Source organism: Paenibacillus donghaensis (assembly GCF_002192415.1).
Lineage (GTDB): Bacteria > Bacillota > Bacilli > Paenibacillales > Paenibacillaceae > Paenibacillus_AQ > Paenibacillus_AQ donghaensis.
The window spans coordinates 163,647-178,215 of sequence record NZ_CP021780.1; the positions used below are offsets into that span (position 1 = coordinate 163,647).

Here is a 14,569-nt window from a genome sequence, read left to right on the forward strand (position 1 = left end):
TCTCCTCCTGACGTCAGGTTTACAACCTGCTTCCCCATCGGTTACAATGCTCTGAACTTCTAAAGGGGGGATTCACTTGCCAACGATTGGCTGTTACCATGCCCATTATACCAACATTGAGCTGATTGAGCAGGCGCTTGGCGCTGGTGGCGCGGAGCTGGTGCATTATGTAGATCCCGGGCTTGACCGGATCAAAGCGGACAGCGACTTCACTCCTGCCGTAGCGGAGCGCAAGGTGGCGCAGACGCTGGACTGGATCGCCTCCAGTCATGTGGATGCCATCCTGATTACTTGCACTTTTTTTAGTGCTGTATATAAGGAGCAGCTTCACCGGATGGCAGTGCCGGTCATCCGGATTGAAGACCCGCTATTCAGCAAGCTGGCTTCTGCAGCCGCACGCCCTATGGTGCTGGCGTTCACGAATCCCGCAACCGTGGCGGGAACGATGGAGCAGCTGCAGCGGTTCGCCGCGCAGCAGGGGATTGACCTGCAGGCCGAAGCGGCCCTGCTGGAGGATACCTTCCCTCTAATTATGCAAGGCCATAAAGAGGAGTACAACCAGGCCGTATCCAGCGGCCTGCTCCGGCTGGCCGGAGAGCATCCCGGCAAACAGCTGGTCGCCGCCCAGCTGTCGATGGTTCCTGCTGCGCGCGAAGTGTCCGCTTCCGGCGGCAGCGAGGTATGGAATCAGCTCGACAGTCTGGCGGATTATGTGCGCCAGACTGTCGAGCTGGGATGAGAGGCGCGCCTGAGGCGACCGTGCGGCGCCACGTCAGCGGCCGCATGCGAGCGAAAGAGAGGCATAAATGCCTCTGAACCGCGTCAGCGAGGCGGCATGCGGCGAAAAGAGAGGCATAAATGCCTCTGAACCGCGCCCGTATGGCGGTATGCGGCGAAAAGAGAGGCATAAATGCCTCTGAACCGCGCCCGTATGGCGGTATGCGGCGAAAAGAGAGGCATAAATGCCTCTGAACCGCGCCAGCGAGCCTTCCCCTGCGTATTATGGCTCGGTTGTAGCGTTTGTTGTTGTAGTGCCGGGGCTTCCGTCTGCCTCGGCTTTTTTGCGCGCGCGGAACCGGCGCACCTTCATCAGGTTGCCGCAGGCCTTGTCGTCGCAGTAGCGTTTGGAGCGGTTGCGGGTATCGTCGTAGTAGACCCACAGGCAGTCCGGGTTATCGCAGATGCGGAACCGGGAGGACTCCTTGTCCAGCAGTGCTGCGGCAAAAGAAGCCGCAACCTCCGCCATCACCTGCTCCCAGCCGCTGCGCTGCGGCTGCAGCTGCAGTTCAGCCTCGCCAGTGGGCGCCCACGCCAGCTGGCGTACCACTGGTCCTTGGCCCATATAGGGATTAAGCAGCTCCAGCTGCTCCCGCCCGGGCCAAGTGCCTTCTACCAGCTGCTGCACCAGCCGCAGCATCAGCGCCCGAAGCGTCCGCAGCTGCTCCAGCACCTCCACGTCCGGCATGCCGGCTGCCTCCAGCTGAATTTTTTGCAGCCAATTCGTTATCCAGTCTGCGTCCGTGAGCTTGTCCTGGTCCTTGCTGCGGTCGCCGCTCCGCCAATCCCGCCAGTAGCTGTTAATGAAATCTTCCCACGGCATGTCCCATCCATCCTCTCCGCACCTGTTTCTTATCTGTGTATTGTAACCTTTAAAATTAGTTTTAGCTAGTTACTTGAACACCTCGGTAGTTTATGCTACATTCTAGATAGACTAGATAGCTGTATTCTGAATAGACCTATTTCAATCATACAGGAGGTTGTTATGCAGAACAAAATCAGTGAAGTGCTGCTGGAGAACTGGGATTATGCGATGGATATCGAGGATTGGTCGCCGCCGTTAAGCCATGCGCTGGAGGGAGTAAGCAGTGAGCAGGCTACTTGGAAGCCCGAAGGGGGAGCCGCCAATTCCATTTGGGAGACGGTTAACCATCTGACCTATTACAAGGTACGTTTGCTGCACAAGCTCAAAGGCTTGGCTAAGCCGCCCGAAGCGGAGAACAATGATGTTACGTTTACCGTGACAGTCCATGGTGAGGCAGAGTGGGAGAAAGCCGTGGCTGATTTAAAAAGCGTGCATGCTTCACTGCGCGAAGTAATCGAAGCGCTGGAGGAAGGCGCCTATGATTGGGGAGGCTCCGGCCATGCGCCGGGGGAAGAGGTGATGAGCCTGATTCTGCATGATGCTTATCACACCGGACAGATCGTTTTGGTCCGCAAGCTGCAGGGGTCCTGGCCTTCCAAGCGCGTTTTTGACTAACCATTAAGCTCTTGGTAATGAATGCATGGATATGAAGTTAATAATCTGATGTTGTCTAAGCCGCATCTTCGCAGTTCCTATTCCGGGGGCAGAGCGAAGTGTGGCTTTTTGTTTCAACGGGGAGGACGGCAGGTTAATGGATGCTAACTTGATCAGTCGAAGGGAGAGATGAAATATGGAACCACGTTACAAAGACCGCAGCGTTGAGGTAGAGCATACAGAGGTGCAGAAGAAGTCGGATTCCAGCCTTGTCGCCGCTACCTTCATCAAATATGCCGCTTATATCATCATTATTTTTGGAGTATTGTTCTTCCTGGTGCGTTATGTCTTCCCTATGTTCTAAATGATACTGCACACATAACTTGGTCAAAAGCGCGCAAAAACCATCCCTTGCGAAAGCAAATGCGGGATGGTTTTGTATTTGGTGAATATGCTGGCGGAAGTGGGAAGTCGCACGCTGCCGCTGCAGAGTCATGCGGAAGGTGACCGGCAAACGTCGGTCTATGAGGCAAAAATGCCTCTGAATATGCTAGCGGTGGGGCAAACGCTGGACTAAGAGGCAAAAATGCCTCTGAATATGCTGGCGGTGGGACAAACGCTGGACTAAGAGGCAAAAATGCCTCTGAATGTGCTGGCGGTGGGGCAAACGCTGGACTAAGAGGCAAAAATGCCTCTGAATGTGTTGGCGGTGGGACAAACGTCGGACTAAGAGGCAAAAATGCCTCTAAATATGCTGGAACGCGAGCAGACGCCGGAATATTAGCTTAACACACTAAAAAAACTCTCCCAGCCACATCGAGCAAAAAGTAGGGGATAAATCCCATAAAAAACTCTCCACAGTCCCTATCGAGCAAAAAGTAAGGGATATATCCCATAAAAATCTCTCTACAGGCTCTATCGAGCAAAAAGTAAGGGATAAATCCCATAAAAAACTCTCCACAGTCCCTATCACGCAAAAAATAAGGGATATATCCCTTATTCAACTCGCCCCCACCATCCTCATACCAAAGAGCAACCACCTCCCACAGGAAGATGGCCGCTCTACATTCGTTTGCTATGAATTGGTCTCATTCCGGGATTCGGCGGAATTACGGTAGAAGAACCAGCACTCGTTCAGAAGCTTGATCTGACGGCGGTCTTTTCTGAAATATGCTTTCATCATTTGATGACAGAGCCACTGCGGCAAGGGTATCCCTCCTCTGGCATGCTTACGTAAGTTAGCATATGGAGAAGGATGCCCAGGGGTGCAGTTTACAAGACGTTTTCTTCTTCCTCTTCGTACCATTGCTCGAGCTGGGCCTGAAGGGCGCGGATCTCCGTCAGCAGCGAGATCAGCGGATAATGCTCCTCCTGAACAGCGGCAAAAGCGCCCTCCAGCAGATTGATATAATCCAGCCCCGATTGCAGCGAATGCTCCTCGCGCAGCAGCTCTAGCGCATCACACTCGGCCACGGCGAGCGGCAGATCGGGTACATTGTCGGCGGTCAGCTTGTCGATTTCCTTATTCAGGCGCAGATTCAGCGCGCTTAGCTGGTAGGCGTATTCCTCCGGCATTTCGACGAATTGCAGTTCTTGCTTGTACTGCAGAATTACATAACGCATTTTGGGCATTTCGTTATTCTCCCTCCGGTCTTGTCTTCCTTCTTGACAGTTTAGCCTATGCACAAGTTACAATTCAAGTAGAGAGTGGAATCCCCCTGGAAAGGACTTGTGAACGACCGTTATGCAAATGATGAGCAATGAAGAGCTGCAGCTGTGGATTGAACAGGTGTCCCAGGACAGCTTTGGTGTACCGTTTCGGCACAAGGCCAGCTTCAACAGCCGGTTGTCGACAACGGGAGGGCGTTATTTTACCAAAAGCCATAATATTGAGATTAATCCGCTTCAGCTTACACAGTTCGGCCGTGAAGAGACAGAGCGTATCATTAAACATGAGCTGTGCCATTACCATCTTCATCTGGCCAAGCGAGGGTATATGCACCGGGACGCCGATTTCAAGAATCTGCTGGCCCAGGTCGGTGGCAGCCGCTACTGCCAGACCCTGTCCGGGGCCAAAGCACGGCGTACGTTGCCTTACCGCTACAAGCTGGTATGTATAGCCTGCGGCACCGAATATCCGCGCAAACGTAAGGTGGACCCCAAGAAATACCGCTGCGGCAAATGTTCCGGCAAGCTGAAGCTGCAGGCGTTGGAGGGGTAAGCGTCGCTGTGCTCAGTGCTCACGCTGCTCTTACGCTGTGCTTAGTGCTCATATTTTGCTCCCTCTAATCTACGCTGTACTCACACTATTTCTCCCCATACCTCAACGCACAACAAGCCCCAACAATCCGGCAAAAGAGGCCGCCTGCTGCGCAGAAATCACACAGCCCTGCAGGTCGGCAATCTCCACATGCAGCCCGCTGAAATCGCAGGTACTGAGGTCGATGCCCTTCAGCTTGCAGCCCGAGAAGGTAGCCTGGTCCAGCTTGCACTCGGAGAAGGTGACCTTCTGCAGATCACTCTGGTAGTAGTCGGCGCTCTCAAGGCTGCTCTGTTCGAAGCCCACCTGCTTCAGACGGGCGAACCGGAAGGTAGCCAGCTCCCCCGTACAGTCCGTTATCCGCACGTTCTGAAACCGCCCCCGGGTGAAGTCGGTGCCGACGATTTTGCAACGGCGGAATTCGGTGCGGTGAATGATCGCGTCCGTGAAACTAACATTGGACAGATCGCAATTCTCGAAGATCACATCGATCAGCTCAATGCCGTTTAGCTCGGATTCGCATATCGTTACGTTTCTGAACACGACGGTGTCAAAAGAAACCCGGCTCGCCTCCTGCGCTTCAATTGTGCAATTGCTGATCAGGCAGTGGCTGATTTCCTGCTTCGTGTACAGGGAATCAATCTGCTGCGGCAGCAGCGTGTCAGGCTCCGGCAGCTTGGGTGGTTCTATAGCAGGTTTCATCTCATCCGATCCTCCTCTTCTATTTCATTTGTCCGATGTCCAGATTGACCTGGTAGTTCCCATACTTCAGCAGTTTGTCCAGCAACAGATTAAGCTCCTCCTGATCTGCGCTGCGCACCCGCATCCAATAGCAGCCTTCCCCGCTGATGCGGAAGACCTCTTGTACAGACGGCTCATTTCTCGCAAACTCCTGGAAGGCCGAGTGGACCGTATTAGATCCCAGAAACACCGTGACAAAAGCCTGAAGGTTCTGCCCCAGTGCAGCCGGACTGTAGCGAATCGTGTAGCCTTCAATTACACCGTTATCCTGCATCCTGCGGATGCGCGCGCCTACAGCCTGGCCGGTCATATGCACCAGCACGCCAAGCTCCTTATGGCTGAGCCGGGAATCTTCGATTAGATAGCTCAGAATCTGCAGATCCGTTTCATCTACCTGGATTTGGTTTTTGTTCATCGGGGCATAATTCCTTTCATGGTGAAAGCAGAACAGGGAGTTCTCTTTCTGCGGCTTGTATAAACCAGTTTCCTCTCCAGTCTATAATTGATTGTATCAGAAGATACATTCAGGGAAGAAGGGGTTAGGATGAAAATACAGTTGATTCGCAACGCAGCGCTGTGGGTGGAGTATGGCGGCGTTACTTTTTTGATCGATCCGATGTTCAGTGAGGCCGGGGCTAACCCGCCTATTATCAATACAGAGAATGAGCGGAGGAATCCGCTGGTGCCGCTCCCAGGGCTGGTAGAGCAGTGGCTGCAGCCTGATGTGGTACTGGTTACGCATCTGCATCAGGATCACTGGGACGCGGCAGCGGCAGCCAGACTGTCTGCTGAACTTCCATTGTTGTGCCAGGAGGGCAATGGAGAGGTGCTGGCTGCCCAGGGTTTCACAGACGTGACCGAAATCAGCGGCACCTATTCTTTCCGCGGAGTTACACTCACCCGCACAGGTGGACGGCATGGGACCGGGGATATCGGTGCAGTGATGGGACGGGTTTCGGGTTTTCTTTTTCAAAAAGCAGGCGAACCTACATTATATGTGGCAGGCGACACCATCTGGTGTGATGAGGTGCAAGAGGTGCTGGATCAGTATGCACCAGAAGTAACGGTGGTTAATGCCGGCGGGGCGCGGTTTGTAACCGGAGACCCTATTACAATGGATGAAGAGGATGTAGTGAAGTTATGCGCTTATGCGCCGTACACCTCAGTGATTGCGGTCCACATGGATGCCATTAACCATTGCCTGGTGACCCGGGAGATGCTGGCAGCACGGTTGGGACGGGAATCTCTGACCGAACGGGTGAAGCTTCCGCTGGACGGCGAATGGTGTTAAGCTTCATATAATATCAACGCAGTTTCGGAAAGGGTGACCGGAGTCTATGGGCAAAGTTGTAAATCATATCTATGAGCTGATTGGAGATACACCGGTAATCCGGCTGAACCGGATGGTCAGCGGGCCGGCGGCTGAAGTATGGGTCAAGCTGGAATCATTTAATCCCAGCGGAAGCGTGAAGGACCGTGCGGCCTTCAACCTGATCGCAGAAGCAGAGAATCACGGACTGCTGAAGCCGGGGGCAACGATTATCGAGCCGACAAGCGGCAATACCGGCATTGGCCTAGCGATGAATGCGGCAGCCAAGGGCTACCGGGCCATCTTCGTCATGCCGGATAATATGACCCGGGAACGGATTAATTTGCTGAAGGCTTATGGTGCGGAGGTTGTGTTAACGCCTGCGGCGCAGCGGATGCCGGGCGCGATCACCAAAGCGCTGGAGCTGCAAGCCGGAATCGAAGGCAGCTTCGTGCCGCAGCAGTTCGAGAATCAGGCCAACCCGGATATTCACCGCCGCACGACCGCTCTTGAGATTCTGGAGCAGACCGGCGGGAAGCTGGATGCTTTTGTGGCCACGGCAGGCACGGGCGGAACGATTACCGGAACAGGAGAGACGCTGCGGGAGCATCTGCCGCAGCTGCATGTTGTGGTGGTGGAGCCGCTTGGTTCCCCGGTGTTGTCCGGGGGTCAACCCGGCCCGCATAAGCTGGTCGGAACCAGTCCGGGGTTCATTCCGGCAATTCTGAACACAGCGGTATATGACGAGATTATTCAGGTGGCGGACGAGGATGCAATCCAGACAACACGCGATTTGGCGCTTATGGAGGGGATTCTCGCAGGACCTTCTTCGGGAGCATCCGTCTGGGCGGCATTGTCCATAGCCCGCAAGCTTGGCCCCGGCAAGCGGGTGCTGTGTATTGCTCCCGACACTGGCGAGCGTTATATGAGCATGCCGGGGTTGTTCGTAGATTAGAGGCAGCAGACAGTAGATCCTCCCAATCCCTTGAAGGCTGGGGGGATAATGCGGCTTGAATGTAACCGATCTCACAATACTTGTGATCAGGCTTGACTAGACCTGGAAATCATGATAAATTATTTCATGTTCACATAATTATTGTTCCCTGATAGCTCAGTTGGTAGAGCACTCGACTGTTAATCGAGTTGTCACAGGTTCGAGTCCTGTTCGGGGAGCCATTATTTTTTGGAGAGATACCCAAGTGGCTATAAGGGGACCCTCTGCTAAGGGGTTAGACTGCGTAAGCGGTGCGAGGGTTCGAATCCCTCTCTCTCCGTTCGATTAATCTTTACAAGTGAAGCTCCCGTTGCCGGGGGCTTTTTTGTGTATGCGTGTCCCGAAGCAGGGCAGGCATAATCTAGTTGGTTCAAGCTTAACGGACCGTTATAGTCACCTGCTGCCCTAAATGCCTGCAATTATACAGTTTTTTTCGTGCGAAAACGCTCTTCGGAACCCAAAGCCTGCAAAAGTGCAGGAATTTATACCATCAGCACTGGTTTTTAGAAGCAGCAGCCAGAAAACCTGTACTATTGCAGGAATTCAGCGAATAAGGAGAATAGTAGAGGAAATTCCTGTATTTTTACAGGAATTTGATCCGGGTCTGAATCAGATCTTGCGCATTCCGCAGGAACAGCCTGCCTTTGCCTTAAAGGTCTTGCGCATTCCGAAGGAACAGCCTGCCTTCGTCTTAAAGGTCTTGCGCATTCCGAAGGAACAGCCCGCTTTCGCCTTAAGGGTCTTGCGCATTCCGCAGGAACAGCCCGCCTTTGCCTTAAAGGTCTTGCGCATTCCGCAGGAACAGCCTACCTTCGTCTTTAAGCTCTTGCGCATTCCGCAGGAACAGCCCGCCTTTGCCTTAAAGGTCTTGCGCAATCCGCAGGAACAGCCGGCCTTTGCCTTTAAGGTCTTGCGCATTCCGCAGGAACAGCCCGCCTTTGACCTTATCACCCGGCGGACATCCCGTCAGGGATAGAGCGCCGTCCCCAGCAACGTCCAAGCGGTCCCGCAGGGATAAGCGTTCCCAGCAGCCAGCATCCTAATCACCGTACCGCCAGACTTGTTCGCCAAACTTGCCGGTGTCCAGAGGGTGCAACCCTTTGGGGCCCTCCCTTGGAAGGGAGGGTTTGGGAGGGATCGATCTGCCACTTTAATTAATTGACGTACAGAAGCTGTGAAGAGACAAATGTTATATTATTTACGCGAAAATAAAGTATTCTATTGTAAAAGGAAAAAATTCAAAAACACTCCAACTCGTTTTTCCTCCGATTTTCTTCGAAATTCATCGTTTTAGGCATCGCGTAACGCTAAACTCCCATATATATTACTTATTATGTTATATTATCTAACTCTAAATAATGAATTTTTTATGTAATAATGGGTTTTATTAGTGACGTAAATATAGGGCTGTGTTAATATAAATAACATCATACAGAAAGAAAAAGAATGTAAGGTGGAGAAAGGGGAATTTTGATTATTATGGGGAAAAGGGGATGGCGATGGAGTACTTCATTCAGCAGTTAATTAACGGAATTTCCGTAGGCAGCATTTATGCTCTGATCGCCCTTGGTTACACCATGGTTTATGGAATTATCAAGCTGATCAATTTTGCTCATGGCGATGTTTTTATGGTCGGTTCGTTTATCGGACTGTTCAGTGCCAGAAATTTGGCCAACGCGGGTTTCCCGCCGGTTATCGTCCTGATCCTCTCGCTTGCCATTTCCATGACTGTCAGTGCGCTGCTTGGCATCTCGATTGAACGTTTGGCTTACAAGCCACTGCGCAAGGCATCACGTATCGCCGTACTTATTACAGCTATTGGAGTATCCTTCCTTTTGGAATACACGGGCGTGTTCTTCCTCGGCCCGCAGGCACAGGGTTTCCCCGAGATTATCAATAAGAAGCAGTACACTTTGTTTGGCAGTACAGTACAGGTCGATTCCAATCAGATCATGATTCTGGGGACTACGGTTGTGCTGATGATCGTCCTGCAGTTTATTGTCCACCGCACGAAGATCGGCAAGGCCATGCGGGCAGTTTCCTACGATATGGAAGCGGCACGGCTGATGGGCATCAATGTGGACCGGACCATTTCGGCTACCTTTGCTATCGGTTCGGCGCTTGCAGCGGCGGCTGGTGTTATTTTTGGAATGACTTACAATTCCGTTGACCCGATGATGGGCGTGCTTCCTGGACTTAAGGCTTTCGTAGCCGCAGTTCTAGGGGGGATAGGCAGTATTCCAGGCGCGCTGGTAGGCGGACTGCTGCTGGGAACCGTAGAAACGGAAGTATCCTCATTGGGTTATTCTTCATGGCGCGATGGTGTGGCCTTTGCCGTACTGATCCTAATCCTGATCTTTAAACCGTCCGGGCTGTTTGGTAAAAATGTCCGGGAGAAAGTGTAGGGGGGCAGCATGAAGATGAAGAAACTAAACAAATCGTTCTGGCTGGGCATTGTACTTGCCATGGTGCTATATGGTGTCATTCAAATTCTTCTAACAACGGGAATCTTCGATGATGTTATGGAATCTACGCTGATTCTAATCTGTATTAACGTCATGCTGGCGGTATCTCTTAACCTGATTAACGGGATCACCGGCCAATTCTCGATCGGTCATGCCGGATTTATGTCGATTGGCGCTTATGTATCTGCGATTCTGACCTTGAACTTCGATGTGCCGTTTGTGCTGGCGCTGGTGATTGCCGGACTGGCCGCAGCATTCTTCGGAGTACTGATCGGAATTCCAACCTTGCGGCTGAACGGAGACTATCTGGCGATTGCCACACTGGGCTTTGGCGAGATTATCCGGATTGTGCTGCTGAACACGGAATATGTGGGAGGGGCATCCGGGCTCAGCGGTATTCCTACCCAGACGACCTGGACGGTTATATTTCTGTTCACCCTGATTACGATCGTCGTGATTAACAACTTTATCCGCTCCAGCCATGGCCGCGCTTGTCTGGCGATCCGTGAGAATGAGATTGCTGCTGAGGCGATGGGAATTAACACTACCCTGTATAAGGTTATCGCTTTTGCGCTGGGTGCTTTGTTCGCAGGGATGGCGGGTGGTCTGTCTGCCCATAAATTCTATGTTATCAATCCAGGCAGCTTCAACTTCCTGAAGTCGTTTGAAATCCTGGTAATGGTTGTGCTCGGCGGACTGGGAAGCACTGCTGGAGCCATCGTGGGCGCTATAGTGCTGACTGTGTTGTTTACCGTGCTGCAGCAATATCCTGAGCTGCGGATGATTATCTATTCGACGATTCTCATATTAATGATGATTTTCCGTCCGAAGGGACTGCTTGGCAGCGCCGGCCTGTCCTTCAAGTTTTTTGCCAAAAAGGAGGCGAAGCCAAGTGACAGTATCAGCGGCTAATGTGCTTCTAGACGTCCAGCAAGCGAGTCGTTCCTTCGGAGGTCTGAAGGCGCTCAGCGAAGTTTCGCTTCATATTAATCCAGGCGAATTGATTGGCCTGATCGGACCCAACGGTGCCGGCAAAACAACGCTGTTCAATCTGCTGACAGGCGTATATCCGCCTTCCAGCGGCAGCATTATGCTGACCAACCAGTCCGTAGGCGGCATGAAGCCTTTCCGGATTAACCGCAAGGGTGCGGCGCGGACGTTTCAGAATATCCGCCTGTTCACTGCGATGAGCGTGCTCGACAATGTGAAGATTGCTTTTCACCAGCATGCCAAGCATTCGATGTTTACCTCTATGCTCCGCCTGCCGAAGCATTTCTCCGGTGAGCAGGAGATTACAGAGAAGGCTATGGATATTCTCAAGATTTTTAACCTGGCAGATCAATGGAATGAGTTGTCCGGCAATCTCAGCTACGGCAATCAGCGGCGTCTGGAGATTGCCCGTGCGCTGGCGGCAGGACCCAAGCTGCTGCTGCTGGATGAGCCGGCGGCAGGGATGAACCCGAACGAAACACGTGATCTGATGAATCTAATCGCCTGGATTCGTGAGGAATTTGATCTGACCATTCTCTTGATTGAGCATGATATGTCGCTTGTTATGGGGGTGTGCGACCGGATTTATGTGCTGGACCGCGGCATGCTGATTGCTGACGGCACACCTGTAGAGATTCGGAACCATCCTAAAGTCATCGAAGCATATCTGGGACAGGAGGCGTAGCGGACTATGCTTACAGTGCAAGGAATCAATGTATATTATGGAGCGATTCACGCCCTCAAAGACCTGAGCATCAACGTTAAGGAAGGCGAAATTGTTACGCTGATCGGAGCCAACGGCGCAGGCAAGTCCACGCTGCTGAAGACGTTGTCCGGGCTGCTGAAGCCGAAGTCGGGCAGTATTGATTTTCTGGATAAATCGATCACGAATCAGAGTATACAATCCATCGTTAAGCAGGGGCTGATACACTGTCCCGAGGGCAGGCGTGTCTTTGCCAATATGTCGGTGGAAGAGAATCTGGAGCTAGGGGCCTACCTCCAGGATGCCAAGAGTCTGGATGATGATCTGGAAAAAGTATATGTCACCTTCCCCCGTCTTCTGGAGCGGAAGAAACAGCTTGCCGGCACCTTGTCCGGCGGTGAGCAGCAGATGCTGGCGATGGGACGCGCCATGATGGGACACCCGAAGCTGCTGCTGCTGGATGAGCCGTCAATGGGGCTGGCCCCGCTGCTCGTGCAGGATATTTTCAGAATTATTCAGGAGGTCAACGCTGCCGGCACGACTGTGCTGCTCGTAGAACAGAATGCCCATCAGGCACTTAAGATTGCCCACCGTGCTTATGTTCTGGAAACAGGCAGAGTGGTGCTTGAGGGAGATGCCAAGGAATTGGCGGATTCGGAAGAAATCCGGATGGCTTACCTGGGTCACTAAGGTCTTATCCATACGCTGCAACACAGAAATACTATATAGAACGTGAACTTAAGAATGTTATATTCGGAGTTGTCAGCAAGCTCTATACACCAGGATTTCTAATAACTCCACCGTTCCATTCTTAAGTTCATCTTATATAAATATATTAATCTAGGAGGCTGGAAGAGAATGAAGAAAATCGGGGCCATTATTTTGACAACGGTACTGACTGCCGCCTTGGCAGCGGGCTGCGGAAACAACAAAGAGAGCAACACGGAGGGCAACGCAGCTGCTGGTGGAAATGCCGCTGGTACCATCAAAATCGGAGCGAACTTTGAGCTGTCAGGCGGCCAGGCTTCCTTCGGTGACTCAGCACTCAAAGGGGCGAAGCTTGCGGTTAAGGAGATTAACGATGCGGGCGGAGTTCTGGGGCAACAAATTGAACTGATTGAAGCGGACAATGCTTCCAAATCAGAAGAGGCAACACGTGCAGCGCAGAAGCTGATTACTACCAATAAGGTAGTTGCCATCATCGGAGCTACAACCTCTACGAATACCCTCGGTATTGTACCGGTTGCCCAGGAGAAAAAGATCCCGCTGGTCAGCTCATCCGCCACCAACCCGAAGGTAACCGTTGACGAACGCTCCGGCGATCTGAACGAGTGGGTATTCCGCGCTTCCTTTATTGATCCGTTCCAAGGGGAAGTCATGGCTAACTTCGCTACAGATACGCTGAAGGCCAAAACTGCAGTCATCTATACCGATACTTCCAGTGACTATTCCAAAGGTCTGCAGACCTTCTTCAAAGAAACCTTCACCAAAAACGGCGGAACCATTCTGAATGAAGAGTCCTATCAGCAGAAAGACTCCGACTTCAAAGCCGTATTGACCCGCATCAAAGATGCGAATCCGGATGTAATCTACCTGCCTGGTTATTATGAAGAGGTTGGTAAAATCCTGAAGCAGGCGCGTGAAATGGGCATTACCGTTCCTTTCATGGGCGGCGATGGCTGGGATTCCCCGCAACTGGCCGAGATTGCCGGAGCAGCAGCGCTTAATAATACCTTCATGTCCAACCACTATTCTCCTGAAGACAGTTCACCGGAAGTCAAAACCTTCGTAGATGCATTTAAGGCTGCAAATGGTGATCTGGTTCCTGACGGCATGGCTGCACTTGGCTACGATGCGGTGAAGCTGGTGGTTGATGCGATTACCCGTGCGGACTCCACAGAGGCCGCGAAGTTGAAGGATGCGCTGGCCGCAACCAAGGATCTTCAGCTGGCTACCGGTAAAATTACTATGAACGAAACTCATGACCCGGTTAAAGCCGCGGTAGTGCTGAAGTTCGTTGATGGCAAACAGACCTTTGAAGCCAAGGTTAATCCTTAAGACATCAATTTATAGTTGCGGCGCGTGCACCGATTTAGGGTGTGCGCGCCGTTTCTATTAAGTCCGTGGATAGAGCTTTGAAAAAATGCTTGTCAAAAATCGCCGAGTTTGATATACTCACTTTTGTTGTGACAAGAGCTTGTTTTGTAAACATGGCCCGTTGGTCAAGGGGTTAAGACACCTCCCTTTCACGGAGGTAACATGGGTTCGAATCCCATACGGGTCATTATAAATATGCGGTAGTGGTGGAATGGCAGACACGCTATCTTGAGGGGGTAGTGGGTGTATACCCGTGGAGGTTCGAGTCCTCTCTACCGCATAATATTTGAATGAGCAAAAACCCTTGATAATTCAAGGGTTTTTGCTTTTTTTGTGCGCCCAGCATGGGCGCTATCTATAGGGTGAAAGTCCCGAATGGTGAAGGCAGTAGTAGCCATTAGCTTAAGACAAGGGTGTCCAACGTGAGGTGGAATCTGAAGGAAGTCGGCGGCAAACCTCCGGTTCGAGGAACACGAATCTCATATCAGGCTAACGTTCATTGGATGAGACTGCATAACAAGTTAAAGTCCTTACTGCCGAAGATGAACGGAAGTAAATGAGGCGAATAGATGGAGGGAAAGATAGCGTTCTTACCTGGGGAGATCTGTGCGAAACACGAAGACAACTTTGTAACCCTGTTCGTGAGGACAGGCTGAACGCACAGAAGTCAGCAGACGTCATAGTACGCAAGCTGTTGCAATAGCTGCGGAAGGACCGAACATGAAATAGGTATTTGTACATCCAGGCGTTCAAGATGAGTAATGAAAGCAGAAT

The 14,569-nt window shown here is 51.9% G+C and carries 18 protein-coding genes and 4 tRNA genes; 17 read left to right on the forward strand and 5 right to left on the reverse strand.

Annotated elements, in window-relative coordinates; all coding sequences use genetic code 11:
* Nucleotides 1-76 precede the first annotated feature (76 nt).
* Nucleotides 77-739 carry a hypothetical protein gene (locus B9T62_RS00685; RefSeq protein ID WP_087913517.1) on the forward strand — a complete coding sequence of 221 codons (663 nt, stop codon included), beginning with the start codon at nucleotides 77-79 and terminating at the stop codon, nucleotides 737-739.
* Between the two features lie 261 nt (nucleotides 740-1,000).
* Here the strand turns inward: B9T62_RS00685 and B9T62_RS00690 are convergent, their stop codons facing one another.
* Entirely contained in the window at nucleotides 1,001-1,600 is a 600-nt protein-coding gene (locus B9T62_RS00690) for a CGNR zinc finger domain-containing protein (protein ID WP_087913518.1), read from the reverse strand.
* A 162-nt stretch (nucleotides 1,601-1,762) separates the two neighbouring features.
* Between B9T62_RS00690 and B9T62_RS00695 the strand changes: the two genes are divergently transcribed.
* From B9T62_RS00695 to B9T62_RS38540, 3 genes are all read left to right on the forward strand, one after another.
* A complete protein-coding gene (locus tag B9T62_RS00695; RefSeq protein WP_087913519.1) occupies nucleotides 1,763-2,257 on the forward strand; it encodes a DinB family protein in 495 nt (164 codons plus the stop codon).
* A gap of 175 nt (nucleotides 2,258-2,432) precedes the next feature.
* Complete coding sequence (locus tag B9T62_RS39835; RefSeq protein WP_169834300.1) at nucleotides 2,433-2,600, forward strand: hypothetical protein; 168 nt, start codon at nucleotides 2,433-2,435, stop codon at nucleotides 2,598-2,600.
* A 72-nt stretch (nucleotides 2,601-2,672) separates the two neighbouring features.
* Complete coding sequence (locus B9T62_RS38540; RefSeq protein ID WP_169834301.1) at nucleotides 2,673-2,813, forward strand: hypothetical protein; 141 nt, start codon at nucleotides 2,673-2,675, stop codon at nucleotides 2,811-2,813.
* A 498-nt stretch (nucleotides 2,814-3,311) separates the two neighbouring features.
* On the opposite strand, the gene cmpA is transcribed toward B9T62_RS38540, so the two are convergent.
* Together cmpA and B9T62_RS00705 are read right to left on the reverse strand one after the other, a co-directional pair.
* Nucleotides 3,312-3,443, reverse strand: coding sequence for a cortex morphogenetic protein CmpA (cmpA, locus tag B9T62_RS00700; RefSeq protein ID WP_087913520.1), 132 nt, complete (start codon nucleotides 3,441-3,443; stop codon nucleotides 3,312-3,314).
* 65 nt (nucleotides 3,444-3,508) lie between these two features.
* Nucleotides 3,509-3,868 carry a hydrolase/acyltransferase gene (locus B9T62_RS00705; protein ID WP_087913521.1) on the reverse strand — a complete coding sequence of 120 codons (360 nt, stop codon included), beginning with the start codon at nucleotides 3,866-3,868 and terminating at the stop codon, nucleotides 3,509-3,511.
* Nucleotides 3,869-3,989: 121 nt separating this feature from the next.
* Here B9T62_RS00705 and B9T62_RS00710 point away from each other — a divergent pair, with 121 nt between their 5' ends.
* Nucleotides 3,990-4,457: a SprT family protein gene (locus B9T62_RS00710; protein WP_087913522.1), complete on the forward strand. Its 468-nt coding sequence runs from the start codon at nucleotides 3,990-3,992 to the stop codon at nucleotides 4,455-4,457.
* A gap of 102 nt (nucleotides 4,458-4,559) precedes the next feature.
* On the opposite strand, the gene B9T62_RS00715 is transcribed toward B9T62_RS00710, so the two are convergent.
* The gene (locus B9T62_RS00715) at nucleotides 4,560-5,198 is read right to left on the reverse strand and encodes a pentapeptide repeat-containing protein (RefSeq protein ID WP_087913523.1); all 639 of its coding nucleotides are present in this window, start codon (nucleotides 5,196-5,198) and stop codon (nucleotides 4,560-4,562) included.
* 19 nt (nucleotides 5,199-5,217) lie between these two features.
* A complete protein-coding gene (locus tag B9T62_RS00720; protein ID WP_087913524.1) occupies nucleotides 5,218-5,652 on the reverse strand; it encodes an Lrp/AsnC family transcriptional regulator in 435 nt (144 codons plus the stop codon).
* Between the two features lie 129 nt (nucleotides 5,653-5,781).
* Between B9T62_RS00720 and B9T62_RS00725 the strand changes: the two genes are divergently transcribed.
* The 12 genes from B9T62_RS00725 (at nucleotide 5,782) to B9T62_RS00780 (ending at nucleotide 14,075) form a co-directional block, all read left to right on the forward strand.
* The gene (locus B9T62_RS00725; protein ID WP_087913525.1) at nucleotides 5,782-6,528 is read left to right on the forward strand and encodes an MBL fold metallo-hydrolase; all 747 of its coding nucleotides are present in this window, start codon (nucleotides 5,782-5,784) and stop codon (nucleotides 6,526-6,528) included.
* Nucleotides 6,529-6,574: 46 nt separating this feature from the next.
* The gene (gene cysK / locus B9T62_RS00730) at nucleotides 6,575-7,501 is read left to right on the forward strand and encodes a cysteine synthase A (RefSeq protein WP_087913526.1); all 927 of its coding nucleotides are present in this window, start codon (nucleotides 6,575-6,577) and stop codon (nucleotides 7,499-7,501) included.
* Between the two features lie 145 nt (nucleotides 7,502-7,646).
* Nucleotides 7,647-7,722, forward strand: a tRNA-Asn gene (locus tag B9T62_RS00735).
* A 9-nt stretch (nucleotides 7,723-7,731) separates the two neighbouring features.
* Nucleotides 7,732-7,820 (forward strand) — tRNA-Ser (locus tag B9T62_RS00740).
* Nucleotides 7,821-7,949: 129 nt separating this feature from the next.
* On the forward strand, nucleotides 7,950-8,516 hold the full coding sequence (locus tag B9T62_RS39840) for a hypothetical protein (protein ID WP_169834302.1): 567 nt from the start codon (nucleotides 7,950-7,952) through the stop codon (nucleotides 8,514-8,516).
* A 523-nt stretch (nucleotides 8,517-9,039) separates the two neighbouring features.
* The gene (locus tag B9T62_RS00750; RefSeq protein WP_087920069.1) at nucleotides 9,040-9,945 is read left to right on the forward strand and encodes a branched-chain amino acid ABC transporter permease; all 906 of its coding nucleotides are present in this window, start codon (nucleotides 9,040-9,042) and stop codon (nucleotides 9,943-9,945) included.
* A gap of 15 nt (nucleotides 9,946-9,960) precedes the next feature.
* Nucleotides 9,961-10,917 (forward strand): branched-chain amino acid ABC transporter permease, encoded by a 957-nt coding sequence (locus B9T62_RS00755; protein ID WP_087920070.1) that lies wholly within the window; start codon nucleotides 9,961-9,963, stop codon nucleotides 10,915-10,917.
* A complete protein-coding gene (locus B9T62_RS00760; protein WP_087913528.1) occupies nucleotides 10,898-11,680 on the forward strand; it encodes an ABC transporter ATP-binding protein in 783 nt (260 codons plus the stop codon). Before B9T62_RS00755 ends, B9T62_RS00760 begins: the two co-directional genes overlap by 20 nt.
* A gap of 6 nt (nucleotides 11,681-11,686) precedes the next feature.
* The gene (locus tag B9T62_RS00765) at nucleotides 11,687-12,388 is read left to right on the forward strand and encodes an ABC transporter ATP-binding protein (RefSeq protein ID WP_087913529.1); all 702 of its coding nucleotides are present in this window, start codon (nucleotides 11,687-11,689) and stop codon (nucleotides 12,386-12,388) included.
* A 168-nt stretch (nucleotides 12,389-12,556) separates the two neighbouring features.
* The gene (locus tag B9T62_RS00770; protein ID WP_087913530.1) at nucleotides 12,557-13,756 is read left to right on the forward strand and encodes an ABC transporter substrate-binding protein; all 1,200 of its coding nucleotides are present in this window, start codon (nucleotides 12,557-12,559) and stop codon (nucleotides 13,754-13,756) included.
* 154 nt (nucleotides 13,757-13,910) lie between these two features.
* Nucleotides 13,911-13,982 (forward strand) — tRNA-Glu (locus tag B9T62_RS00775).
* 10 nt (nucleotides 13,983-13,992) lie between these two features.
* Nucleotides 13,993-14,075, forward strand: a tRNA-Leu gene (locus tag B9T62_RS00780).
* Nucleotides 14,076-14,569: the final 494 nt, after the last annotated feature.